Raw genomic sequence first — 24174 nt, 5'->3', positions numbered from 1 at the left:
TGGGGACTGACAATCGCTGCTGACTGTTTGGGGAACGGACCTTATCGGTCGATTCCGTCGATGGGCGACCCCTGCCGGTCGGGATGGTGGAGGTAGTACAACAGGGCGAAGGCCGCGACCCCAACGAGTTCGGCGGCCTTCGAGACGGCCGCGAGCGGATCGCCAGCCAGCGCGACGAGTAGCGGCTCACTACCCCACAGGATGTAGCCGACAAACAGGGCTGCGAGCGTCCCGCCGCCGAGGGCACTGAGCCGACGGTACCGGTGGCCGCGAAACAGGGCGACCGAAATCGCCACCAACAGCAGGGCGGTCGGCACAAAGACGAACGGCCGCGCGTCGGCGACCGGATTCACCAGCAGCGAGACCGAGAGCCGGGGGATCGCCCACAGCAGATGGACCGCCGCGACGACGAGTGTGGCCTGGATCGCGGCGAGTCGGCAGAAACGCTCGATTGTGGCCTGCATGGTCAGAACTCGATGCGCCGGACGAACGGCAGCTCACGGATCGCCAACAGGAGGTCACCGGGGAGCTCGGCGTCGGTGATGATGTGAAGCTGTGGCTCGTCGGTGAACTCGGGGTCCTCGCTGATGATTTGGCGGATCGAGATCCCGTGGTCGGCGATGAGTCCCGTCACCTCGGCGACGATCCCCGAGGCGTCGGCGGCATCGACCTCGACGGTCATCACGGTGAGATCCAACACGGGCGCGAGATCCCGGAGGCTCGGAATGGCGGAGATGTTCGCAAAGATGCGCTGGAGGTCCGGGTCGCTCCGGATCGCGTCGGTCGTCGAATCCACGACGCGGCGGTCGACGTCGATCTCGCGGGCGATCCCGGTGTAGGGAATTTCGATACCTCCCGAGACGACGCGGCCCTCCTCGTTGACCGAGAAACCGCGCTCCAGGAGCAGTCGGATCACCGCCTGCTGGCTCGGGCTCCCCTCGAACTTCTCCATGATTTCGTCGAACATGGGCGATTACAGCTCGCCTTTCGTGCTCGGGGTGTCGCTCCGCCGCTCGTCGACCCGCGTCGCATCGTCGAGCGCGCGGGCCAGCGACTTAAATAGGGCCTCGACCTCGTGGTGGGCGTTGGTTCCCGCGACGATTTCGGCGTGGAGCGTCAGCCCGGCATTGAGCGCGAGCGATTCGGCAAAGTGCCGCGCCATGTCGCTCGTGAAGTCGCCGATCCGGTCCTGCGAAAAGTCGCCGTCGAAGACGAAGTAGGGACGCCCGCTGACGTCGACGACCACGGAGGCGAGTGCCTCATCGAGCGGCACCCGGCGGTCGGCATACCGGACGATGCCGCGTTTGTCGCCGAGGGCCTCCTGGAAGGCTTCGCCGAGGGTGATGCCCACGTCTTCGACGGTGTGGTGGTCGTCGATTTCGAGGTCACCGTCACAGCGGACCGTGAGGTCGAAGAGGCCGTGTTTGGCCAGTGCAGTCAACATGTGGTCGAAAAAGCCGATGCCGGTGTCGACGGTCGAGTCGCCGTCGCCGTCGAGGTCCAGCGTGACCTCGATGGTCGTCTCGCCGGTCTCGCGGCTGACGGCGGCGGTCCGTGTGGTATCGCTCATAGGGGCAGTAGAGACGCGGGGAATATGGTGGTTGCGCTGTTGCTGTCCGTTCGGTGCCGTTCGGTCGACTCGTTTCAAGCGATTTCAGCGAGAGTGCTAGGTTTCGCTCACGGCGATCTCATACGTCCGATTCTGGTAGCTCACGGCCCCACCGTCGTACCACACGGATGCATTGGTGTCGTCAGGGATCTCCGTGATGTTCAGATCGTCGGCGATCGCTCGCTCGAAGACCGTCTGCTGATCGGCCGTGAGGTTCTCGTATCCGATCACAGACCCGTCCACAGCCGCCGAGTCATCAATCTGCTCAGCGTGAAGAAACGCCGCAGCGGTTCGGTCAGGGGTCGTCGCATTGTCCCAAACGGCAATCAGACCACCCCCTGCGATGGCGGCACCGAGAACGAGTCCGACCATCAAGAGATTTTTCATTGACACATCGTATCCGGGATGGACGTTTAAAATCCCGGATCGTCCCGGAGAACTACTCGGAAACGGCCTCGATAGCCGCATCCAGCGTGAATGCCCCTTCATACAGGGCGGTACCGACGACGACCGCTGCCGCGCCAGCCTCCTGGAGGGCCAGCACGTCGTTGATCGTCGCCACCCCGCCGCTGGCGACCACCGGGATGTCGACCGCCGCACAGACCCGATTCACCAGCTCCGTATTGACGCCCTCCAGTTGCCCCTCGACGTCGACATCGGTAAAGAGGATCGCGCCCGCGCCGAGGTCCTCGTACCGCCCGGCGGCCTCGGCGGGATCGAGCCCCGTCGATTCGGTCCACCCCGAGACGACGACCTCGCCGTCCTTGGCGTCGAGACTCACCATCACGCTCCCGGGATACCGCTCGGAGATGTCGGCGACGATCTCGGGGTTCTCGACGGCTGCAGTCCCCAGAATCACGCGGTCGACGCCCAACTCAAGGAGTTCGAAGGCATCCTCGGCCGTTCGAATGCCGCCGCCGATTTGGAGGTCGACGTCGGTCGATTCGATGATCGTCTCGAAGGCCGCACTGTTGACGCGCTCGCCCTCGAATGCGCCGTCGAGATCCACGAGGTGGAGCGTCTCCGCGCCCTGGTCGAGCCACTGGTCGGCCGCCGCGCGTGGTTCACCGTACCGCTTTTCGGTGCCGCGCTCGCCCGCGACGAGTTGGACGACCTCGCCGTCCTGGACGTCGACGGCGGGAATCACTTCGAACGCTGGAAACGGATCGTTCATACGGGATTGTTCGGCGGTCGGTGGATAAAACGCGACGGTTGCCGACTCAGATCGCGAGGATGACGCTGACGACCTCGCGGGTGAAGATAGCGACCAGACACCCCAACCACGTCAGCATGACGAAGTGGATGTAGGCGGTCGCCTTGTTCCCGCCGTCGATGGTTCGGATCATGACCGCCGACAGCGCGGCGTTAAAGAGGATCACGAGCAACAGCAGGTACTCGATCAGCGGGATGTTGTACTGGCCCGGATGGATGATTTGGCCGATGTTGAACTGCGAGACTTCGAGGGTCGTCGAGAAGTCCGCCAGGATGTTGACGACCTCCAGCCCGATGAAGAAGGCGAACGTTGCGGCCGCGGTAATCCCGTACAGCAGCCCGATCAGCGTCGTCGTCGCCTGCTTCCGCTGGGTGCGGAGCTGGTTGACCTTGTTCATATTGGCGCTGATGATCTCGCCCAACAGCTTGGTGTTGCCACCCATCTGTCGTCCGACCAGGAACATCTCGCTGAACTTCTGGATGAGGTACGACCGGGACTCGATCGAGAACTCGCCCCAGGCCTGATCGGGATCGAGTCGCATCTTGAGCCGCCGGTAGAGCCGGTTGATGTTCGGCGACAGCTCGCCGAAATCCTTCTCTCGCAGCGTTTCGAGGACCGCCGAGGTGGTCGCCTGTTTGGCGTTCTCGGCCGACCCCAGCGAGCGAATGAAGTTCGGGAACTGATCGTCGCGTTTGTGGATCGTCTGTTCTTCGTTCCGCAGGACGATCCCCGTGACCAAAAGCGGAGCCACCGGGAACGCGATGTACACCGGCAGCGGCACCTCGTCGAGGAAGAAAAACAGTCCGTCGACGCCCGGCCCGACACCGAGGAAGCCGAACCCCATATAGAACACCAGCAGCATCGAGCCGACCCCGCCGAAGGCCAGCGATCCCCACAGCTTGCGGTTCTCGACGAACCGAGCCTCCGGGAAGTACCAGACCGGATCGTAGGGGGCCATCGTCCGAATGACGAAAAAGAAGCCCAACTGGACGAACATGAACATCACGATGACGCCGACGACCGTCAGTGTCGGATTGATTCCCGAGAGAATCGGGAGAACGATCGCAAAGACGAGTGCGAACGTCATCGAGAGGATCATCGACATATAGAGGTCTTTCATCACCTCGATGTTCGACAGCGCCCCCTCGTAGACGGTGCTGTACTGCTCCATCATGATGTCCTGTTCGTTGACGAGGAAGTCCTTCATCTCCTGGCCAGCGCCCAGAATGTAGCCCAACCGTTCGAAGAAGTCAGCCAGCGCCTTGCTCGGAACCTCCTTGGCCCGACGACGACAGGCATCATCGAGACTCTGGTTCCAGGTGTCGACGAGGTGGACGACGTGGCCGATCTCCTCGGCGAGGACGCCGTACTCCTCTTCTCTGGCCAGCGTTCGGAAGACCTCCATCCGGTCGATGTTGGTCATCGACAACACCGTCATGTGGGTCATCACCAGATGGAACTGGTTTTCGATCTGGATGCGGCGTTGGCTGATGTAGATCTTGGGGTAGACGACCGCCGCAGCGACGATCAACAGCCCCAACAGCGGCAGTGGGAGCCTGACGAGCAACGGAACGGTCAGCAGGACCGTACCGACGATCGTGAGTACGAAAAAGCCGAACGCAGGCAGGAGGATGGTGAGCAGATACCGCCGCCGCGACATCTCCAGTTGGTCGTAGGACGCCAGCAGCTCCGCAATAAACGACAACAGCGTATCGAGCCGGTCGCCGGACTGTTCCTGTTGGGTCGCCATTGGATTGTTAGTCGTTGCCGACTGGTGACGGCCGCATGGAGAACGGCAGCCCTTCGACGCCGTCACGCTGGAAGGCGTCGATGGTCTCGTTGACCTCGTGGTAGCCCATCACGCCCTCCTGGATCATCCGCTCGATGACCTCCGCACGGTAGTCGAGCTGGTCGTAGATATCCCGGGTGTCGGCATACCCCAGCAGGGTCGCGATCTGTTCCTCCAGGACGTAGGAGTTGTTCATCCCCTGGAAGAGGATCTCGTCTTCGACGGGGTCCCAGCTGAAGGCCTCACGCGTGACGACGCCGTCCATCTCCGAGGAGTAGCCCTCGATCTCCTGGACACTTGTTACCCGGCGCAGCACGTCGTCGCCCTGTTTGACACGGTTCTGGAACAGCGCCACGTCGGCGACGTCCATGAACGTCTCGGGGACGTTGATCGGCTCGGAGGTGAACCGCTGGATCATCGAGACGATATCGCTGGCGTGGAACGTCAGCATGACGGGGTGGCCGGTCTGGGCGGCCTGGAACGCCATCCGCCCCTCCGCACCACGAACCTCCCCCACGATAATGTAGTCGGGACGGGAACGCAGTGCGGCCGCCACGAGATCGAACATATCGACTTCGCTGCCCTCCTCACCCTCACGCGTCATGAGCTGCTGCCACGTGTCGTGGGGCGGCAGCACCTCGGCGGTGTCCTCCGCGGTGTAGATCTTGGCGTCTCGGGGGATGTACGAGAGGATCGCGTTGAGCGTCGTCGTCTTCCCGGATGCCGTCTCGCCCACAACGAACACCGTCTGTTCGTTCTCCAGACAGAGCCACAGGTAGGCCGCCAGCCGTGGCGAGAGCGTGTTCCAGTTGGTAATCTGGTTGATCGACAGCGGGACGCCCTCGCCCTGCCGGATCGTCATCGAGGGACCCTTGATCGAGACGTCGTCGGAGTAGATGATGTTGACACGCGATCCGTCGGGCAGCGTCGAGTCGACGATCGGATCGGAGTCCGACACTGGGTCGCCGATCCGCTCGCCCATGTTGCGGAGCCAGCTGTCGAACTCGTCGAGGGTCCCGAAGTCGACCGTGGTCGGCATCATGCCGAACGTTCCGTGGTCGACGTGGCACTCGTGGGGACCGATGACGTGAATATCCTCGTTTTGGGTGTCGCGCATGACCGGCTCGAGGGGTCCAAAACCGACGATATCCCGATTGAGCCGGTAGCGGATCGCGTTGTAGGTCTGCTGGTTGACCTCGATCTTCCCGAGGTTCCAGAACTGTTTGACCCGGTCGTAGAAGTTGGTCTCGCCGTCGGAGATGTAGGTCGCATCCTCCAGGAGCTCCTCGATGAGGTCGTCGTACTCGGACTCCTCCTCGGGGGAGTCCCGATGGCCGCTCATCGAGAGCAGTTTCCGCTTGACCTTTTCGAGGATCACCGCCTCCGAATCCGACAGCGTCGGCTCGACGGTGTAGTATTTGAGCTTCTGGCCGACGTCACCGTGGACGTGAATGTAAATCGGCCCGCCAGCCGGGTACAGCACGTTCGGACGGCGGGATTCGTAGTCGTCGGGTTCGTCGACGAACAGCGGGAACTCCCCGGTAATCTGCTTGAACTTCATCAGATGCTCGCGGAGATGCGGCTCCCGCATCGCCATCTGCTTGAGTTCGTCGGAGGGTTTCGGGGTTCCTTGTTCGGTCATACTCTCGGTTCCTTAGGCTACACTACGGCTCTCGATGACAATACCAGTTCCGGATCTCACGGAAAAACCGATCGTATCGCCGACCTGTTCGCCCATTCCGGCGAATCGCTTGACCTGCAGTTGCCGTCGGATGTCGTTGCCGACCTCGATCATCTGGATCTCGATGAACACGTCGGCGATCGACCGGAAGGGGCCGATGGCCTCCTCGTCGACCGTCGAGGGGTCGACGGTGAGAATGATGATCTTGCCGTCGGAGATCATATCTCGGAAGAAGGAGATGATCTCCAGGGCGGCCTGTCGTTCGTCGTTCTGGCGGACCAGCGACTCGAAAGTGGGGTCGTTCCGGAGGATCGCATCGAACGTATCCAGGATGACGACATCCGGCTCCCACATCGTTTCGGCCTCCATCAGCCGCTTGAGCAGCTGTTTCCGTTCGGTGTCTTCGTCACCACGGAGCGCTCCAGCGCTATCGAAGTCCGCATGGAGGAACAGCAGCTCCTCTCGAAGCAGCGGCTTGGTGATATCGTAAGACAGCGAGTGCATCTGGTCGATGAACCCGGAGACGGTCAGCTCCGTCGAGAGGAACGTCACCGTGGTATCCTCCTGGGTGAATCCGTAGCTGAACCGCTGGCTGATGGCGCTTTTCCCGGCACCGTAGTCGCCCTCCATCAGGACGATACTACCGCGAGGGATGCCGCCACCTAGCTCTTTGTTCAGTCGGTCGTGATCCTCCATTCCCAGCGACAGCAGGTTGCGTTGTGCTCTACTCATGGTTATGTTGTAAATTCGAACGTCTCTTGATCCTCGTTGACAGTCAGTATCAGCCGGTTGTCGCCGGTCGTATCGACCCCGTCGTCGGTGATCGTGATCGCCACGACATCACCGGGGTCCCAGACGGGCGAGTCGGGATCGTTGACGTCCTCGACGGCCAGGTTGTCGTTGCCGACAAACTGCCCGTTGAGGACGATGTCGACCGCTGATGGCTCTGTCGGCACACCCTGAGAGCCGGTGTTGCGGACGTGGATGGTCAGCTCATCCCCGCTGTAGGGAGTGTCGCTCGGATCGCTAATGATCGCCATATCCATCCGGACCTGTTGGCTCACGTCGAGGCTCCGATCATCGATCGCGCTGCTGACCCGGTCGACGCCGGTGGTGAGCGTACCGACGACGCCCGCGGCGATCACGAGGCTCGCGATGAAGATGATCAGGTGGGATGCCGAGACGCTTGCCATGATTACACCACCCCTGTGACGCTGACACCGTGGTCAGTCACGAGCTTGATTCGATTACTGGCGGATAAACCATCGATCGTGAGTGATTCACCCGGGAGCCACAGTCCCGTATCAGGATCGGAATCAACACTCGTCGTGTAGTCGTCACGAGGTCGGTACTCACCGTCGACGACGAGATCGATCTCGTCGGCGTCCAGGGACGTCGACCCCTCGTTTCGCACCGTGATCGCCGAGCTACTGACACTGGTGATGTTGATGTCGGTGTTTCGCATATCCAGGTGGGCGTCGTCCCGGTCGATTTCCGCGTCCGTTACTCGCTCGTAGCCGTTCGAGACCGCGGGGTACAGCACCCCGATTGCGAGGAAGACCCCCGCAAAGATGATTGCCGTCGATGCACTGACACTAAAGCCCATCGTCGCCTGTTGCGAAGGTATCCCAGCGATCCAGGATCACCGACGTCGCAGTCGTGCCGTTGTTGAGCTTCATGATGTATTTGAGGCTGTGCACGTGGTGGGTACGTGTCAACTGGTCGGTGCCGGGCTGGTCGACCTTGTTGCGGTCGATGGTGCCGAACCCGGAGAGGAACGACCGGAGGTGGTCGGCGGCGGCCGCGTCGATCCAGTCGATCCGCTCGTAGTAGTTGACCGCCCGTGCCGCATCGGTGACTGTCGACTCCTCGACGAGGAACTCCAGCCACTCCATGACCACCAGATCGCCGACGTAATCGCCGGGGATCGCCGTGAGATACGGCTTGTCGCCGCTGCTGGACAGTTGGTCGGAGGTGACATACTCGAAGTCGCCATCCGCGTCGGCGGTGGCGTCGGTAGCTGCGGTCGACTCCTCGGTCGTGGTCGGCTCTTCGGTTTCCATCGTGGCCTCCGAGCCGTTGCCGAGCGCCTCGTCGGGCTCGTCGTCCATCTCGCCGAAGTCGTCGTCCGCGAAGTCGTCGTCGGCCTCAAAGGAGTCATCCATCCCACCGAGATCGTCGTCGGCTTCGAGGGAATCGTCCATCCCGCCGAGATCGTCGTCTTCCTCGAAGGAGTCGTCCATCCCGCCGAGGTCGTCGTCGGCCTCCTCGTCTTCTTCGGCCCAGGAGGCGTCTCCGGAGTCGTACTCGTCTTTCAGTTCACTAAACGACTTACCGCCAGTTGAATCTTGATCGCTCACCATTTCTTCGGATTCGGTTTCGCCGCCGAGATCGTCGGCGTCATCTTCGTCCAGTTCCTCGAAGTCGTCCGCCTCGTCGAAGTCGTCGTCCGCGAAGTCGTCATCGTCGTCTTCGTCCTCGAAGTCATCGTCGAAGAAGCCATCGGCGTCTTCGCTCATCACCGAGTCGTCGACGTCCTCGTCGTCCTGTTGTGAGTCGTCCTCTCCGTCGTCGAACAGGCCGAGGCCACCGCCACCGCCAGCACCGCCGACATCGAAGTCGCCGGCGTCCTGTTCGTCGACGAAGGGGTTGATTCCACGGGTGACCATCTCGTAGATGTCAAGCAGGTTGCGGACGTCTTCCTCGACGTCTTCGATCCGGTCGCTGATCTCGGTGTTTTCGCTTTTGACGGTGTTGACCGTCGAGGAGAGGCTGGCGACTTCGTTTTCGAGCTCGTCTACCTGGTGTTCCAGCTCGTCCATGTCGGCACCGCCACCGCCGCCACCGCCGCCACCGAAGTCGTCGTCCATCCCGCCGAACTCGTCGTCCATCCCGCCGAACTCGTCGCCGCCACCGCCGCCTCCGCCGCCGAACTCGTCCATCCCGCCGAACTCGTCGCCGTCGTCCATCAGTCCGTCGCCACCGCCGCCACCGTCGTCGGAGTCATCGTCCCCGTCGGAGTCGAGGATTCTGTCGATGATACTCGCGCCGACTAACCCTGCTGTTCCGGCGGCGGTGGGACCCAGCACCGAGAGCTCGGTACCGAACAGCGAGATCCCATCGAGCGCGGGGTGTGTGACGAGGAGCGATATACCGAGACCCATTACGTGAAATCGTAACAACCAGTATACTTCAAACCACCCCTCTGAATTTCAGGGTTGAGATTTTGAGACGGGGTCAGATCGTCCGTGAAGAGTCGTCGGCAGTCCGGATCGTGACGGCTTCGGCCGCCGGATCGAACCGTATCGAGCGGCCGTGACCGCCGCCGATGTCCGCATCGACCAGCGGGATACCGTGATCGTCGAGCAGTTGTTCGGCCATCGCGATGTTTCGACTCCCGATGGATTCGGTGCTGGATTCGAAGTTGAGCATCTCGCTGCCGCCGACGATCCACGCCTGTAGCCGGTCGACGTCGGCTCCGGCGGCCTCCATCTCGTCGATCAAAAGCGGGAGCCCAGTGTCGACGAACTTCGCGGGGTTGCTGTCGCGTGCCTGGTCGACCGACGGCAACATGACGTGAATGAGTCCCGAAACGGTGTTTCGAGAGTCAAACAGGACGATCCCGAGACAGGAGCCGAGCCCGCTTGTCACTAGAGCGGTCTCGTCGGTGACGACAGCGTACTCGGCGATGCCGATCTTCCGTCGGGTGACTGTTGTATCCTCCGTTTCAAGACGTTTCACGGCTGGTCCTCGTATTTCGCTGTGTCCACACCGAGCGGGGAGCTACGTCTGTGCCGGGAGCGCCGACAGTGCCCGAGCCAGTTCGCGCTCGTTGGGCAGCGCGTAGATGTCACAGCGACCCTGATGGCCGTCGATCTCGATCGTCGAGTCGATGACGAAGGCGTAGTCCTGTTGTTTACCGAGCTTGCCGACGACGGGGCTCATGATCGCCGAGCCCATATCGTGGACGAAGTTCGGCGGCGTGTGTTCGATGCTCGTCCCCAGCACGTTCGCCCAGCCGTCGATGAAACCGCTGGTCATGATGTTGCCCAGCTCCTTGATCGCCCCCTCGGTCATCGTCCCGATCCCCTCCTCCTCGGAGCTACCACCGGGCATCATCGAGCTGGCGACCGTTTTTGCGGACTGCTCGTCGAACAGCACGACGAGATAACCGCTCGGCATCCCCTTCAGCTCGAAAACGACACCGACGAAGCGGTCGTCGCCGACCTGCCGCGGGACGCCCTCCAGGGGAACGAACCGGAGCCGACTGATGTCGACGTCGGTGTCGAGACCGGTCATCATGCCGATCTGTCCGGCGGCGTTGCCAGCGCCCTCCTTGGCGAGATCCTCGAAGGCACTGAGGCGGTTGACCGGGATCTGATTGCCGCTGTCGGTCCCCGACAGCAGGTCGACGAACTGCCGGTACTCCGGCAGCATATAGATCGAGAAATCGAGGTCGACATCCATCGCTTCGAGCTTGCTCTCGAAGAGGAACACACCGTGGTTTTTGGCGGCCTCGATCGCCTGATCCGGCAGGATTCGCGGGCCGACCGCTTCGGTGTACTTCGGCGGCGTCATGTTGATCGCCTTCCCGAGGTGGTTGGCCCAGCCGTCGATGAAGCCGCCGATCATGATGTTGCCCAGCTCCGTAACGCTGCTTTGGGCGAGTTCGTCGCTCGATCCGGTGGCTTCCAACAGGAGGTCCTGGAGCTTCAGTGCCCGCTCCCGTTCGAACGCCAGAACGGTCTCGCCCTCCAGGCCGCCTTCGAGGCCGAGTTCGACGCCGACGAACGACTGGCCCGTAAACGTCTCCGCGAGCACGTTTTCGGTAACGAGACTCACGTCGGTGACTTCGACGTCCATCTGCACGCCCGTCAACTGCGACAGCGATCTGGCGGCGCGCTGTGCGCCCTGTGAGGCGAGATGGTTGAACTGCCCAAGCTCGCGGATGTCGACTTTCATATTAGGCGGGGATGACGTCGTTGATTGCTTCAAGTACGTTAGGTTTCTGGAACGGTTTGGTGATATACCCCGAGGCACCCGCCTTGATCGCTTCCTTCATTTTCTCTTCCTGGCCGACACTGGTGCACATGATGATCTTCGCATCCGAATCGTTGCTGGTGATCTCGTCGGTCGCCTCGATCCCACTGCGGATCGGCATAACGATATCCATCATCGTGATATCGGGGTTGTGTTCCTTATACAAGTCGACGGCCTCGACGCCGTTTTCGGCCTCTCCGACGATCTCGAAATCGCCCTCCAGGATCTCACGGAGCAAGTTCCGCATGAACTCCGAGTCGTCGGCGATCAGCACACGCTTTGCCATATACCCAGTTGGCGATGCCCCAATATCATAAACACTCCCCTACAGTTATCAGCGCTGAGAACAGAACTGCCGAGCCGACCCGATTTTTGTATGGAACGTCGGCTTACTCCTCGGACGGTGGAACCGTAAACGAGCCCTCTTTGCGGACGGCTGCCAGCAGGTCGCCGATCGAATCATCCGGTGTGAGCCCGTGGCGCTTGACCACCGTGTAGACGCTCTGGACCGGATACTCGACGGCCAGATCGCTCCCGGCGAGGATGATCCCGAGGACCGATTCGGGCTCGACTTCGTCAGTCGTCTGTCGGGCGTACCACCGCAGCAGTGTTTCGAGCGTCTCGCCGATGTCGTCGGAGGTCATCCGGCCGCGGTTGACCTGTCCCTCGACGTTGAGCGTGGCATCGAACCCGTAGTCACCATCGCCTTGGGTGAGTTCCTCGGCGAGGAACTTGCTGACGGTCTCGTTTGTGAGTTCGACCGCAGGCGGCTCGACCGGCGGCTGGTCGTGGGCCGCGAGCTCCGATGACGACGGCTGGGGCGTTCTCCCGCCGGACTGGTCGTCCCCAGGTGGCTGTTGACTCCGACCACCGGATCGATCCGCAGCACCAGCCTGCTGGCCCCGGTTAGTCGACCGGTCGGGCGTCGACTGCTGGTTCCGGCCGCCCGACTGATCGCTCGGTGGCTGCTGGTTCCGACTGCCCGAGTTGGGGTTCGATGGCGATTGCTGCTTTCGACCGCCTGACTGCGCGTTTGGCGGTGACTGCTGGCTCGGATCTCCTGATTGAGTGTTCGGTGGCGATTGCTGATTCCGGCCACCCGACTGCACGTTTGATGACGACTGTTGGCTCGGACCACCCGACTGACTGTTCGGTGGCGATTGTCCACCACGACCACTCGACTGTCGAGTTGGGTTCTTGTCTGGCTGCGGCTGTTGGGATGGTGTCGATCGATCGGCCTGTGGAGATTGCTGTGGTGCTGTGGATTGGTTCCGTCGCTGCTCTTGACCAGATTGTGACGGCTGGTCGGGCTGTGACGGCTGGCTGCTACTCGATTGGGGTGCGGTCTCCTCGTCGTCCTCGGTAAGCCAGTCGGGGTTTTCGAGCAGCTCCCGGTCCGGTTTCTTTGCTGGCCCGTCAGGAGAGACCACGTACCGTCCGTCATCGATCTCCTCGACCTCGGGCTGTTTCGTGATATCGAGATCGTCGGGCGCGAGCACGCGGTCGCGGTTCTCCTCGTCCGAATCGTCCGAGCCCATGATATGATAGAGTTTGTCAGCCGATTAAAAGAGTGTTGCCCCTCTGTCGGGCTCTCGATGCCAGAGAATCGGCAGCAGCGTGTCGTCAGCGCGGCTCTTCGATAAGTGCTCGAAAAATGGAGGTCATGAAAAGGACTGCGTCAGTCCCATCATGAGAGGTTAGCTACCGATTCGGTGCTGCGATCAGAGTCTCACGGCGGACCGTCCGACCAGCGAGTCCGGGACGCGTAGTTCCTCGATCGTCGCGGCACCGGAGGCGGTTGTGAGCGTCACTGTGAGGGTCCCACCACCGGAGATATCTGCGTCTTCGAGATCACGGGATTTGTTGAGCGTAATCTCGTATCGATCGGCACGATCGGTTATGACCGAATCGTCCGTAGCTGCAGTGATATTCCCGATGTTGGATTCGTCGATCACGTCGGTGATGACTTCATCATCGGTGACGATCTCGTATGTCACGTTCTGCAGTTCGATATCACCGGCACCGGGTGCTTTCGTCACGGTGAGAGTCACATTGGTGAGAGTCTCGTTGTTAGTACCGCCGATCTCACCGGTTGCACTCTGGATCTGAATCCGGTCGCTTACCTGTTGTGCGGATTCCTCGCCAGTTGCCTCTGCCTGTGTTTGGAGCATCCCGGCCGTGTTGATCAGCACACCCGCGGCAATCGCTGCCACGAGCACCATCGCGATGAACACGATGAGCGTCCCGATTCCGACCTGACCGCGGTCTTCCGTGTTATGTTTGGGTATCATGTTTCCACATTATTGTTATTGTATTTATATTTTTATAGCGTTACAGCATCACGGTTCACCAACGAATCGGGGACACGGAGCTCCGTGACTGTCGACGCGCCGGGTGCAGTCGTGAGCGTTACACTGACTCGATCGCCGCCCTGCAGTTTGCCATCGAGATCGTCCGTGGCACTGAAGTTGAGCAGGTAACGATCGCTCCGGTCGGTGATGACGTTGTCCTCGGACGTCTCGGCGGTAATCGTCCCGATCTGGTTGGAGCTGTCGCTCCCGTTCAGTACGCCAGTGATGACCTGATCATCGGTGACGAACTCGTAGGTCACGTTGGACAGCTGGATGTCTTCAGCACCGGGCGCTTTCGTTACCGTGATGTTCACCGCAGTGACGTTCTCGTCACCGACGACACCGGTTGCACTCTGGATCTGGAGTCGGTCAGCGACCTGCTGTGCCGACTCTTGACCAGTTGCTTCAGCCTGCGTCTGGAGGAGTCCGGCCGTGTTGATCAGCACACCCGCGGCGATCGCTGCCACGAGCACCATCGCGATGAACACGATGAGCGTCCCGATCCCGACCTGACCGCGGTCTTCAGTGTTGAATACGGTCTCGAACATGGGGCTAGAGGGTCACTGCATCCCGGTTGACCAGCGAGTCAGGAACACGGAGTTCCGTCACCGATGACGCACCAGCAGCGGTAGTGAGCGTGACCGAGACTTGTTCGCCGCCATCCAGATCGCCACCGAGAGCAACACTGGAGTTGAACGACAACACGTACCGATCGTTCCGCGACGTGATGACGTTGTCATCGGTAGCAGCGGTGATCTCGCTGATAGAACTACCACTACCTTCACCGTTGACGACATCCGTGATGACCTCGTCGCTCGTGACGAACTCGTAGGTCACGTTCTCCAGCTGGATATCGTCAGCACCGGGTGCCTTCGTTACTGTGAGGTTTACTTTGGTGACGTTATTATCTCCAACAACACCGGTTGCGCTCTGGATCTGGAGACGGTCGCTCACCTGCTGTGAGGACTCCTCACCTGTTGCTTCGGCCTGCGTCTGGAGCAAGCCAGCCGTGTTGATCAGCACACCCGCGGCGATCGCTGCCACGAGCACCATCGCGATGAACACGATGAGCGTCCCGATCCCGACCTGACCGCGGTCTTCAGCGTTGAGTACGGTCTCGAACATTGTTAGAGACTCACCGCTGACCGATCGACCAGCGAATCAGGAACTCGGAGCTCGGTGACCGTTGAGGCACCAGGAGCGGTCGTCAGCGTCACCGAGACGCTCTCGCCACCTTGGAGCTCCGCGTCTAGACCGTTATCCGTATCGAATGTGAGCTTGTATCGATCACTCCGATCAGTGATCACGTTATCATTCGTTGCGGACGTAATGTTGCTTATTTGGCCGGATTGGAGCACACCAGAATTAACCAGGTCACTGGTGACGAACTCGTAGGTCACGTTTTCGAGCTGAATGTCATCAGCACCAGGAGCCTTCGTCACGGTGATATTGACTTCGTCGACCGTCTCGTCACCCGTGACATTACCTGTTGCACTCTGAATCTGGAGCCGGTCGCTGACCTGCTGTGATGATTCTTCGCCGGTCGCCTCCGCCTGCGTTTGGAGGAGTCCAGCCGTGTTGATCAGTACACCTGCCGCAATCGCTGCGACCAGTACCATTGCAATGAACACGATGAGTGTTCCAATTCCAACCTGGCCTCGATCTGTATCGTTGAACATAGGGTAGTTTTGGTTCTCCGCGTCGGCCTGCCCATTGGATAGGGAAACCCGACGTTATGAACAGAAAATAGAATATCGGTATTAAAATTATGTCCGTGAATATTGACTTTGATAATCAGTCCGGATGGTACGCACCAACACAGTTGAAGCAGCGAAAAGACCCACGAGAACAGGGGAGAAAGCAATATCGATTCAGTGACAGCATCATCAACGCTATCAGCGTCGATAGACGATCGATGGCGAGTACAAAATATTGATTTCGTACATGGTCGCAAGTTACCAGAACTGATACCACACTACCATCGATGATAACCGGATTCGAAAAAGACGCGACAGCGAACCACCGACACCCTTTTTATTGTGACACTCCCAATTATCAACTAATGACATCTGAGGATCTTATCGAGGTACTCGGTAACAAGTACAATACCGAGATCCTGTCGGCGACGACGGATCCCAAATCCGCCCAGGACCTGAGCGACGAGCTGGATGTCCCTATCGCAACCTGCTACCGACGGATCAACGAACTCACCGAAACCAATCTCCTGGAGCTCCACGACCGGCCGCTGTCGGACGAGCACCGCCGGATCAAAGTCTACCGGCGGAACGTCGACGAGATCGAGATCAGTTTCGATAACGGGATCGCCGTCGACATCTCCGAGCGGTCGGTCGTCAAAAACAAACTCGACGACGTCTGGCGGACGATGTCGAGCCAGTAGTTAGAACGAGGGGCCGCCGCTCCCACCGGTGCCGCCGTCGCCGCCCATCATCGAGAAGCCGCTGGCCTTGTTGTGGACGGTGATCCCGCCGTCGCTGATCTCCATCGGAAAGATGTCAGTATCGATGTTCTGTTTCCGCATTTTGGCGACCCAGACGTAGCGGTTGACGCCGGAGTCGGTCGGCGTCTGGATGACGTAGATGTTGCCGTCGGTGAGGAAGTTTTCGAGGCCGATCTCGGTGTCGGGAAACACCGCACCCTGTTCGTTGATGAGCAGGGAGGTCAGGCCGTACTGTTTGAGGATATCGGAGAACTTGAGGAGATAGGTCCGCTTCTCGCGTTCGTCGTCGAAAAACAGCTGGAACATCGTCAGCGAGTCCAACACGAGGCGGTCGTAGGCCTCGGCCGAGAAGTCTTCGAGCAGCCGGTCCATCGTCGCGGTGAAATCACCGTCGCTCAACATATCCCGCTTGTCGTAGATCTTGATCTGGCCGTCGTCGACCAGCTCGCCGAAGCGATCGAAGCCGACGGATTCGGCCGACTCCCGGATGTCGGCGGCGTTCTCCTCGAAGGAGATGTAGATCCCGGGCTCGTCGAACTCGGTGACGCCGGTGTAGAGATACTGCATCCCGAGGATGCTCTTGCCGGTCCCCGGGTTGCCGCTGACGAGGACGGTTGCGTTGTTCACGATACCGCCGTTGAGGATCTCATCGAGTCCGTCGACCCCAGTTGGAACTACGTCTGTCATACCTGTTGTTGAGAGATAATACGACCGCCCCCTAAAAGAGCCCACCGGCTCGAACCTGTTGTTACCAAATAAGATCAAAACGGTTGATTTGTTATGAACGGTTAGTAGATACATTTATACCTTCAGGGTTGTGGATGTCACAGTACGAATGGGTGTGTGGCGTCGAACCGACCAACCGACAGATTCCGAGCGGTGTCCCGGCTGGGTGATCCGAGTATGACATCGAAGACGATACTCGTCGTCGAGGATGAACCGTCGGTAACGAAGCTCTACGTCCAGTTTCTGGAGCCGGAGTATACGGTCCTGACCGCTGAAACCGCCCACGAAGGAATCGACATGCTGCTCGGACAGGGCGAAGCCACCGATGCGGGCGCCGCCGAGATCGACGCCGTGTTGCTCGACCGGCGGCTCCCCGACGCCCCCGGCGAGGAGGTCCTGGACCTCATCGAAGAGCGGGGCTTCGACTGCCGGGTGGCGATGGTCACCGGCGTCGAGCCAGACTTCGACATCGTCGACATGGGGTTCGACCTCTATATCGTCAAGCCGGTGACTCGGTCGGAACTCCTGGAGGCCGTCGAAACGCTGTTCGTCCGCTCGGAGTACGGCGGCCTCCTCAGAGAAGCCGCATCGCTGGCCTCGAAGCGTGCGCTACTCGAATCCGAGAAATCGGAAGCCGAACTCCAAGCCAGCGAGGAGTACAGCACGCTCTTAGACCGGATGAGCGAACTCGACGACGAACTGCTCGACCTGGCGGGGTCGCTGTCCTCCGACGACTACCGCGTGATGTTCCGCGATCTCGGCAACGCCTAATCCGGCCCGAAACGGCTCTTATTCTGCTGTGTCGCCTAACTGCTGTCCAACGATCTCGTTAGCATGATCGACGAACGCCTGTTGGGTGCCGGTCGGGATCGTCGCCCCCGCCGCAACGTCGTGGCCGCCACCGTCGCCGCCGACCGCACGGGCGGCCTCGCGCATGACGACCGAGAGGTCCAGGCCGTTGCGGATCAGTTGGTGGCTGCCGCGCGAGGAGACTTTGCTCTCCGAGTCTGATTTCTCGGCGAAGGCGATGATCGGCAAGTCCCGCCGGATGCCGGGTGCGCCGACGGCCATCCCGGCGACGATACCGACGATCGTCTCCCGAATGTCGGTCCCGGCGTCGAACCACTGGAGGTGGTCTTCGACCGTGACACCCTCGGTTTTCACCAGTTCGAGCCCCTCCGAGAGGTTTCGCCGGTGGTTCCGGAGCAGTTGCCGGGCGCGACTGAGGGCCGCATCGCGGTCGCCCAGACAGACCGCCAGCCCGACGTCGGCCCGCTCGTAGCGGGCGGTCGCGTTCAGGAGAGTCGAAAACTCGCTGACGTCCCGGAGTTCGGTGCCGGGGTCCTCGCGGGTGAGCTGGTAGCTCGTGCCGACCAGCTCGTCGATCCGACTCGCGGGGACGCCGCTTTTGACGGCGCGCTGGACCAGCGCGCTAACCAGAACCTGCCGCTCGTCGGCGGCGAGGTCGACCCAACACCGCCATTCGCCGTCGTCTTTTAGATCGAGATCCAGGTCGGACAGGAACTCGATCGCGCCCGCCGCATCGTTCGAGATGCCAGGAATCCGGGCATCGCTGGCGTACTCCAGGAGCTTCGGTAGCGGCCGGGTCTGTTTGCCGTACAGTGTGAGGTCGGTCGACTCCTCGATGACGCCAGCGTCGACGCCTTCGGCGACGATTTCGGTATTGGCTCCCGAGAGGCCGTCGACGCCAGCCTGCATATCGCCGACCGCACCGACGACCGCGAGGGCGGACAGATCCCGGTTGTCCGGTGACTGCTGAGCGGTCACCGCGAGCGCACGCGCGAGAACATAGCTAGCTCCGGCTCCTGAGAGTTCCGAAGCCCCGTTGAGACCCGCCAGAAGGGGGTTGAGATGGTACTCCGTGGTTGCGTCGGCGGGCTGGTGGTGGTCGGCGATTACGGGCGTGAAATCGCCAGCTGCCTCGTGGGGAGCGATGATATCGAGTTGGCCGCTGCCGAAGTCCGTAAAGAGGACCGTGTCGTGGTCGGTGGCAGCGATCCGGGCGACTTCGGACTCGTCGAGTTGTTTCGCAAAGACGGTCTCGAAGGAAATCCCCGCGCGTTCGAGGGCGGTCGCGGCGATGGCGGCGCTGGTCAGCCCGTCGGCGTCGATATGAGAGGCCAAGAGAACGGAGTCGGCCGCCCGGAGCCGCTCGGCGCAGGCCGTCGCGGTGTCGGCGAGATCGGACACAGGGTGAGCCGAAGCCATTTGCCGGGCGTTGGGCGGCTTCGAATATAAGGCTCCGCTTCGGTCGCTATTCGGTGTAGCTCGGCGCGGCTGCTTCGACCACAGTGGTTGCCAGCGCCTCGAAAGTCGCCTCGTCGGGAACGATGTCGACGTCGATCCCCCGAGCCTCGGCTGTCTCCCGCGTCGGCTCGCCGATCACGCCGACGACCGCCTCGTCGAGCCCCTCGACTGCTTCCTCGCGGATGCCGCGCTCTTCGGCGGCATCCAGGAAGTGCTCGACCGTGAGCGACGAGGTAAACGCCACGGCCGAAAGCTCGCCCGCGGCGGCCAACTCGGCGGATTTTCCCGACTCCGGCGGGCGAACCAATTTATAAAGGACCGTCTCCGACCAGTCGGCGTCCGCAGCATCGAGGCCATCCAGGAGCTCCTGGCTTCCGTGGTCGCTCCGGGCGACCTCGACGCGTTCGCCGCCGACCTCGTTTTTAAGAAGGTCGACCAGTCCGGTCGAACTGTAGGTCTCGGGCTCCCGGTCGACGGTCCAGCCCACCGCTTCGGCGGCCGCCGTGGTGCCGGGGCCGATGCTGACGAGCGTCGTCTCGCCGGGCTCCCACCCGGCCTCGGCGGCGAGTTCGATCCCCGTCTTGCTCGTAAAGATCGTGTAGGCGGCGGCCGACGCCGGGGTCGCACCGGTCGGCTCGACCGCGAGCATCGGATCGGCGACCGGCGTTGCGCCCAGCGAGTCCAGGAGTTCCACTGCGTTTTCGAGCCGCTCGTCATCGGGACGGAAAACCGCGACGGTGACCTCCTGGGTCATTCGGTCGTGGTCCCCAGCCCATCGTGGTCGGCCAACTCGCCGGTTCGGTTGCCGAGGAACTCGACGACCGCCTCGCGTGTAGCGGCGACCTCACCGATGACCGTTATCGCGGGCGGTTCGATCTCCCGCTCGTCGCGGACGTCGACGATGGTTGCCATCGTCCCGGTGGCCACGCGCATATTCGGCCACGTCGCCCGCTCGACGAGCGCGACCGGCGTTGCGGGGTCCATCCCGGCATCGAGCAGTGCCTGCGTATATAAGGGGAGCTTGCCGACGCCCATCAGCACGACCAGCGTGCCGCCGGTGGCGGCCAGCGCTTCCCAGTCGATAGCCGATTCGTCCTTGGTCGGGTCCTCGTGGCCCGTGACGAACGAGACACTGGAGACGTGATCGCGGTGGGTGACCGGAATCCCAGCGACGCCAGCCCCCGCGATCGCGGAGGTGATGCCGGGGACGACCTCGAAGGGGATCTCGTTGGCCGCGAGGTGTTCCATCTCCTCGCCGCCGCGGCCGAAGACGAACGGATCGCCGCCCTTCAGTCGGACGACAGTGTTGCCCTCTTGGGCGAGTTCGACCAGCCGCTTGTTGGTGTACTCCTGGGGCGTCCACTCGCCACCGGCGCGTTTGCCCACGTCCTCGCGTTTGTCTTCGGGAATTTCACCGAGGATCTCCGGGCCAGGGAGTTTGTCGTGGAGCACCACGTCGGCCTCCTCCAGGAGCCGCCGAGCCTTGACAGTCATCAGCTCCGGGTCGCCGGGGCCGCTGCCGACGAGGTAGACCGTGCCGACCGACGGGTCCCCTTCAGGCATCGTCGTCACCCATCACGGTGTCGGCCCCTCCCGAATCACTTGGTTCGGCGTCCGCCTCGGCGATCTCGCGGGCCTCCTCGATCAACTCGGCCGCGCCGCGTTCCCGGAGCTCAGCCGCGAAGTCTGTGGCCGCGCTGGCATGATTGGTCACCGGCAGGTCGCGGGTGGCCTCGATGACTTCGCTGCCGTCGTGGCTGAGAATCTGGGCACGGGTTTGGACGTACTCGCCCTGCAGGATCGCGCTCACGCCGATGGGGGCGATACAGCCGCCGCCGACCTCCGCCAGCACAGTGCGCTCGACGGTGGTTTCGATGCGGCTCCGGGGGTGGTCGAGAACCTCCTGGATCGTTTCGACGATCTGCGGGTCGCTGGCGGTCACTGCAATCGCGCCCTGTCCCGGCGAGGGGACGAAGGAGTTTTTCGGGAGCTGGGCGGTCTCGACGTCGTCGAACAGGCCACTTCGGCGGAGTCCGGCTTCGGCCAGTACGATGGCGTCCATCTCCTGATCGACCCGGCGTTCCATCGCCTCGCGTTCGATCGTCGAGAGCCCGTCGAACCACTCGTCGGGGTCTTGGGCCTCGTCGCCGTTCTCTTTGGCGTCGACGAGCCGCTGGTGTTCACGCTGGAGCGACGGCGCGAGCAGCTTTTCGAGACGGGTGTCGACGTTGCCGCGCAGCGGGACGATTTCGAGATCGGGGCGGGCCGCCAACAGTTGTGCGGTCCGGCGGAGCGAACTCGTGCCGACGACCGCCTCGGGGGAGAGTCCATCGAGGTCGGTTCCGTCGGGAGTCACGAGCACGTCCCCGGAGGGGGCGCGTTCGGGGACGCCAGCGACGACGAGGTCGTCTGGCATCTCGGTCGGCATATCCTTCATCGAGTGGACCGCGGCATCCAACTCGCCGGAGAGGACTTTCTCGTCGAGGCTGCGGACGAACGCCCCAGTTTTGCCGAGCTGGTGGATGAGTTCGTCCCGAAGCTGGTCGCCGGTGGTCTCGACTTCGGTGAGCGTCACCTCGCGGCGGCGCGAATCGAGCTGCGATTTGACGGCAGTGGCCTGCCGTACGGCGAGATCGGAGCCGCGTGTGGCAAGCCGAATGTCGGCGTCTGTGGTCATACCTGAGCCTCGGGGCGGGGCCCCAAAAGCCCATCAGTTCGGGATTCGCTCGACGCACCGAGGCCTACGGCGTCTCAGTGGTTTTCGACCCCGTTCTCCGAACTTATTCGAGGTCGAATCGATCGAGACGCATTACCTTGCTCCACACCGCAACGAAATCCTCGACGAACTTCGCTTCGGCGTCGGCACAGCTGTAGGTTTCCGCGATGGCCCGAAGCCGGGAGTTCGACCCGAACACCAGGTCGGCGCGAGTCGCCTGCCACCGTGTTTCGCCCGTCTCGCGGTCACGTCCCTCGAACACGTCATCATCAGACGACGATTCCCACTCGGTCCCCATATCGAGCAGGTTCACGAAGAAGTCGTTGGTCAACACGCCGGGGCGGTCGGTCAGGACGCCGAGCTCCGACCCCTCGTAGGTCGCCCCCAGCGCCCGCAGCCCGCCGACCAGTACCGTCATCTCCGAGGCCGTCAGAGTGAGGAGATCCGCCTTGTCGACCAGCAGCTCCTCGGCCGGTCGGTCGTGGTCGCCGCCGAGGTAGTTTCGGAACCCGTCGGCGGCCGGTTCGAGCGCGTCGAAGGAGTCGGGGTCGGTCTGTTCCTGGGAGGCGTCGACGCGTCCCGGTTCGAACGGGACAGTCACGTCGTAGCCAGCCTCGGCGGCCGCCTGCTCGACGGCTGCGTTACCGCCCAGCACGATGAGATCGGCCAGCGAGAGCCGCATCCCGTCGGCCCGCGAGTTGTTGAACTCGGCTTGGATTCCTTCGAGCGTCTCCAGCACGGTCGACAGCTGGTCGGGCTCGTTTACATCCCAGTTCCGTTGGGGGTCGAGCCGGAGCCGGGCCCCGTTGGCGCCGCCGCGCTTGTCGCTGTCGCGGTAGGTCGAGGCCGACGCCCAGGCGGTTTTGACCAGCTGAGAGACCGAAAGATCCGAATCGAGAATTTCGGCTTTGAGGTCGGCGATCTCCTCGTCGCCGATCAGCTCGTGGTCGACGTCCGGCAGCGGGTCCTGCCACAGCATCTCTTCGTCGGGCACATCCGGACCGAGGAACCGCTCGGGCGGCCCCATGTCGCGGTGGATCAGTTTGTACCACGCCCTCGCAAAGGCCTCCTGGAACTCGTCGGGATGCTCGCGGAACCGCTCGATGATCGCCCGGTAGTCGGGGTCCTTCTTCAGGGCGATGTCGGTCGTCATCATCATCGGCGCGTGCTTTTCGTGAGGGTCGTGTGCGTCCGGCACGGTGTCCTGTGCGGCCTCGTCGGTCGGTGCCCACTGGATCGCACCGCCGGGACCCTCCTCGACCTCCCACTCGTAGTCGAGCAGGTTGTCGAGATAGGAGGTGTCCCACATCGTCGGCCACGCGTTCCACGCGCCCTCGATACCGCTGGTGATCGTATCGGGGCCTTTGCCCGAGCCGTGGTCGCTCTCCCAGCCCAGATCCTGTGCGTCGATCGGTGCCTCCTCGGGCACTGGCCCGAGGTCCTCGTCGGCGGCACCGTGGGACTTGCCGAAGGTGTGTCCACCAGCGATGAGCGCGACCGTCTCCTCGTCGTTCATCGCCATGCGGCCGAACGACTCGCGGATGTTGGCTGCCGACTTGAGCGGATCGGGCTCGCCGTCAGGCCCCTCCGGGTCGACGTAGATCAGCCCCATCACGCTGGCACCGACCGGCTCCTCGAGGTTCCCCTCCTCGTCGCGGCGCTCGGACTGGGGGGCTTCCATCTCGGCTTCGGGGCCCCAGTCGACCGCTGCATCGGGTTCGAAGGCGTCCTCGCGGCCGCCAGCCCAGCCGACCGTCTCGAAGCCCATCGATTCGAGGGCGACGTTCCCGGCGAGGACGATCAGGTCGGCCCACGAGAGGTTGGAGCCGTACTTTTGTTTGATCGGCAACAGTAGCCGCCGGGCCTTGTCGAGGTTCGCGTTGTCGGGCCAGCTGTTGAGCGGTGCGAACCGTTGGGTCCCGCCGGATGCGCCGCCACGGCCGTCGGTAGTGCGGTAGGTCCCGGCGCTGTGCCACGCCATCCGGATGAAAAACGGCCCGTAGTGGCCATAGTCGGCCGGCCACCAATCCTGGGAGGTCGTCATCAGATCCTTGAGATCCGCCTTTACTGCTTCGAGATCGAGCTCCTGGAACGACTCGGCGTAGTCGAAATCCTCGTCCATCGGACCGACATCACGGGCGTTCTGGTCGAGGACCTGGAGGTTCAACTGATCCGGCCACCAGTCGTGGTTGGAAGCAGTCATCACCAGTTGTTTGTACTATTGCCATATCAATATTTTCCAGATCGGTTAGAAAAATTTTCTTTTGGCGTTAATACCTTTCCCAAGTAAGAGATTTCGTTTCAGAATACTCACCAGCCGTGT

At 62.1% G+C, this 24174-nt stretch carries 27 protein-coding genes; 2 read left to right on the top strand and 25 right to left on the bottom strand.

What is annotated here, in order from left to right:
* Nucleotides 1–41: 41 nt before the first annotated feature.
* The 19 genes from NO877_RS00240 to NO877_RS00150 form a co-directional block, all read right to left on the bottom strand.
* Entirely contained in the window at nucleotides 42–464 is a 423-nt protein-coding gene (locus tag NO877_RS00240; protein ID WP_256394287.1) for a hypothetical protein, read from the bottom strand.
* Nucleotides 465–466: 2 nt separating this feature from the next.
* Nucleotides 467–967: a TrpY family transcription regulator gene (gene trpY / locus NO877_RS00235; RefSeq protein ID WP_256394286.1), complete on the bottom strand. Its 501-nt coding sequence runs from the start codon at nucleotides 965–967 to the stop codon at nucleotides 467–469.
* Nucleotides 968–973: 6 nt separating this feature from the next.
* Nucleotides 974–1570, bottom strand: a complete 597-nt coding sequence (gene hisB, locus NO877_RS00230; RefSeq protein ID WP_256394285.1) for an imidazoleglycerol-phosphate dehydratase HisB — start codon at nucleotides 1568–1570, stop codon at nucleotides 974–976.
* A gap of 96 nt (nucleotides 1571–1666) precedes the next feature.
* On the bottom strand, nucleotides 1667–1996 hold the full coding sequence (locus NO877_RS00225; RefSeq protein ID WP_256394284.1) for a DUF7979 domain-containing protein: 330 nt from the start codon (nucleotides 1994–1996) through the stop codon (nucleotides 1667–1669).
* 52 nt (nucleotides 1997–2048) lie between these two features.
* Nucleotides 2049–2783, bottom strand: a complete 735-nt coding sequence (gene hisA / locus NO877_RS00220) for a 1-(5-phosphoribosyl)-5-[(5-phosphoribosylamino)methylideneamino]imidazole-4-carboxamide isomerase (RefSeq protein ID WP_256394283.1) — start codon at nucleotides 2781–2783, stop codon at nucleotides 2049–2051.
* Nucleotides 2784–2829: 46 nt separating this feature from the next.
* On the bottom strand, nucleotides 2830–4572 hold the full coding sequence (flaJ, locus tag NO877_RS00215) for an archaellar assembly protein FlaJ (protein ID WP_256394282.1): 1743 nt from the start codon (nucleotides 4570–4572) through the stop codon (nucleotides 2830–2832).
* Nucleotides 4573–4579: 7 nt separating this feature from the next.
* Entirely contained in the window at nucleotides 4580–6253 is a 1674-nt protein-coding gene (locus NO877_RS00210; RefSeq protein ID WP_256394281.1) for a type II/IV secretion system ATPase subunit, read from the bottom strand.
* Between the two features lie 12 nt (nucleotides 6254–6265).
* A complete protein-coding gene (gene arlH, locus NO877_RS00205) occupies nucleotides 6266–7024 on the bottom strand; it encodes an archaellum protein ArlH (RefSeq protein WP_256394280.1) in 759 nt (252 codons plus the stop codon).
* A gap of 2 nt (nucleotides 7025–7026) precedes the next feature.
* Nucleotides 7027–7485, bottom strand: coding sequence for an archaellum stator protein ArlG (arlG, locus tag NO877_RS00200; protein WP_256394279.1), 459 nt, complete (start codon nucleotides 7483–7485; stop codon nucleotides 7027–7029).
* Nucleotides 7486–7487: 2 nt separating this feature from the next.
* Nucleotides 7488–7898, bottom strand: a complete 411-nt coding sequence (gene arlF, locus NO877_RS00195) for an archaellum stator protein ArlF (RefSeq protein WP_256394278.1) — start codon at nucleotides 7896–7898, stop codon at nucleotides 7488–7490.
* Nucleotides 7888–9456, bottom strand: coding sequence for a FlaD/FlaE family flagellar protein (locus NO877_RS00190; protein WP_321169417.1), 1569 nt, complete (start codon nucleotides 9454–9456; stop codon nucleotides 7888–7890). The genes arlF and NO877_RS00190 overlap by 11 nt, the downstream gene beginning before the upstream one ends.
* Nucleotides 9457–9529: 73 nt before the next feature.
* Complete coding sequence (locus NO877_RS00185) at nucleotides 9530–10033, bottom strand: chemotaxis protein CheD (RefSeq protein ID WP_256394277.1); 504 nt, start codon at nucleotides 10031–10033, stop codon at nucleotides 9530–9532.
* 42 nt (nucleotides 10034–10075) lie between these two features.
* Entirely contained in the window at nucleotides 10076–11254 is a 1179-nt protein-coding gene (locus NO877_RS00180) for a chemotaxis protein CheC (RefSeq protein WP_256394276.1), read from the bottom strand.
* A gap of 1 nt (nucleotide 11255) precedes the next feature.
* The gene (gene cheY / locus NO877_RS00175) at nucleotides 11256–11618 is read right to left on the bottom strand and encodes a chemotaxis protein CheY (protein WP_256394275.1); all 363 of its coding nucleotides are present in this window, start codon (nucleotides 11616–11618) and stop codon (nucleotides 11256–11258) included.
* Nucleotides 11619–11721: 103 nt separating this feature from the next.
* Nucleotides 11722–12870, bottom strand: coding sequence for a DUF7500 family protein (locus NO877_RS00170; protein WP_256394274.1), 1149 nt, complete (start codon nucleotides 12868–12870; stop codon nucleotides 11722–11724).
* A 183-nt stretch (nucleotides 12871–13053) separates the two neighbouring features.
* Nucleotides 13054–13623 carry an archaellin/type IV pilin N-terminal domain-containing protein gene (locus NO877_RS00165; RefSeq protein ID WP_256394273.1) on the bottom strand — a complete coding sequence of 190 codons (570 nt, stop codon included), beginning with the start codon at nucleotides 13621–13623 and terminating at the stop codon, nucleotides 13054–13056.
* A 32-nt stretch (nucleotides 13624–13655) separates the two neighbouring features.
* Entirely contained in the window at nucleotides 13656–14231 is a 576-nt protein-coding gene (locus NO877_RS00160) for an archaellin/type IV pilin N-terminal domain-containing protein (RefSeq protein WP_256394272.1), read from the bottom strand.
* Between the two features lie 4 nt (nucleotides 14232–14235).
* Nucleotides 14236–14808, bottom strand: coding sequence for an archaellin/type IV pilin N-terminal domain-containing protein (locus tag NO877_RS00155; RefSeq protein ID WP_256394271.1), 573 nt, complete (start codon nucleotides 14806–14808; stop codon nucleotides 14236–14238).
* A gap of 2 nt (nucleotides 14809–14810) precedes the next feature.
* On the bottom strand, nucleotides 14811–15362 hold the full coding sequence (locus NO877_RS00150) for an archaellin/type IV pilin N-terminal domain-containing protein (RefSeq protein WP_256394270.1): 552 nt from the start codon (nucleotides 15360–15362) through the stop codon (nucleotides 14811–14813).
* A 383-nt stretch (nucleotides 15363–15745) separates the two neighbouring features.
* Here NO877_RS00150 and NO877_RS00145 point away from each other — a divergent pair, with 383 nt between their 5' ends.
* Nucleotides 15746–16081 carry a winged helix-turn-helix domain-containing protein gene (locus NO877_RS00145; protein WP_256394269.1) on the top strand — a complete coding sequence of 112 codons (336 nt, stop codon included), beginning with the start codon at nucleotides 15746–15748 and terminating at the stop codon, nucleotides 16079–16081.
* Here the strand turns inward: NO877_RS00145 and NO877_RS00140 are convergent, their stop codons facing one another.
* Nucleotides 16082–16828, bottom strand: coding sequence for an RAD55 family ATPase (locus NO877_RS00140; protein ID WP_256394268.1), 747 nt, complete (start codon nucleotides 16826–16828; stop codon nucleotides 16082–16084).
* Between the two features lie 216 nt (nucleotides 16829–17044).
* On the opposite strand from NO877_RS00140, the gene NO877_RS00135 reads away from it, so the two are divergent.
* Nucleotides 17045–17638: a response regulator transcription factor gene (locus tag NO877_RS00135; protein ID WP_256394267.1), complete on the top strand. Its 594-nt coding sequence runs from the start codon at nucleotides 17045–17047 to the stop codon at nucleotides 17636–17638.
* Between the two features lie 18 nt (nucleotides 17639–17656).
* Here the strand turns inward: NO877_RS00135 and recJ are convergent, their stop codons facing one another.
* The 5 genes from recJ to katG all read right to left on the bottom strand — a co-directional run bounded on the left by recJ (nucleotide 17657) and on the right by katG (nucleotide 24054).
* Nucleotides 17657–19096 carry a RecJ family nuclease gene (gene recJ, locus NO877_RS00130; protein WP_256394266.1) on the bottom strand — a complete coding sequence of 480 codons (1440 nt, stop codon included), beginning with the start codon at nucleotides 19094–19096 and terminating at the stop codon, nucleotides 17657–17659.
* 46 nt (nucleotides 19097–19142) lie between these two features.
* Nucleotides 19143–19889: a uroporphyrinogen-III synthase gene (locus NO877_RS00125; RefSeq protein WP_256394265.1), complete on the bottom strand. Its 747-nt coding sequence runs from the start codon at nucleotides 19887–19889 to the stop codon at nucleotides 19143–19145.
* Nucleotides 19886–20698: a uroporphyrinogen-III C-methyltransferase gene (gene cobA, locus NO877_RS00120; protein ID WP_256394264.1), complete on the bottom strand. Its 813-nt coding sequence runs from the start codon at nucleotides 20696–20698 to the stop codon at nucleotides 19886–19888. Before cobA ends, NO877_RS00125 begins: the two co-directional genes overlap by 4 nt.
* The gene (hemC, locus tag NO877_RS00115; protein ID WP_256394263.1) at nucleotides 20691–21812 is read right to left on the bottom strand and encodes a hydroxymethylbilane synthase; all 1122 of its coding nucleotides are present in this window, start codon (nucleotides 21810–21812) and stop codon (nucleotides 20691–20693) included. Before hemC ends, cobA begins: the two co-directional genes overlap by 8 nt.
* A gap of 103 nt (nucleotides 21813–21915) precedes the next feature.
* Nucleotides 21916–24054 (bottom strand): catalase/peroxidase HPI, encoded by a 2139-nt coding sequence (gene katG, locus NO877_RS00110; protein WP_256394262.1) that lies wholly within the window; start codon nucleotides 24052–24054, stop codon nucleotides 21916–21918.
* Between the last annotated feature and the right edge of the window lie 120 nt (nucleotides 24055–24174).

It is taken from the genome of Halohasta litorea, from assembly GCF_024494645.1.
In the GTDB taxonomy this organism is placed as follows: Archaea; Halobacteriota; Halobacteria; order Halobacteriales; family Haloferacaceae; genus Halohasta; species Halohasta litorea.
This window is presented reverse-complemented; position numbering and strand designations above follow the sequence as displayed.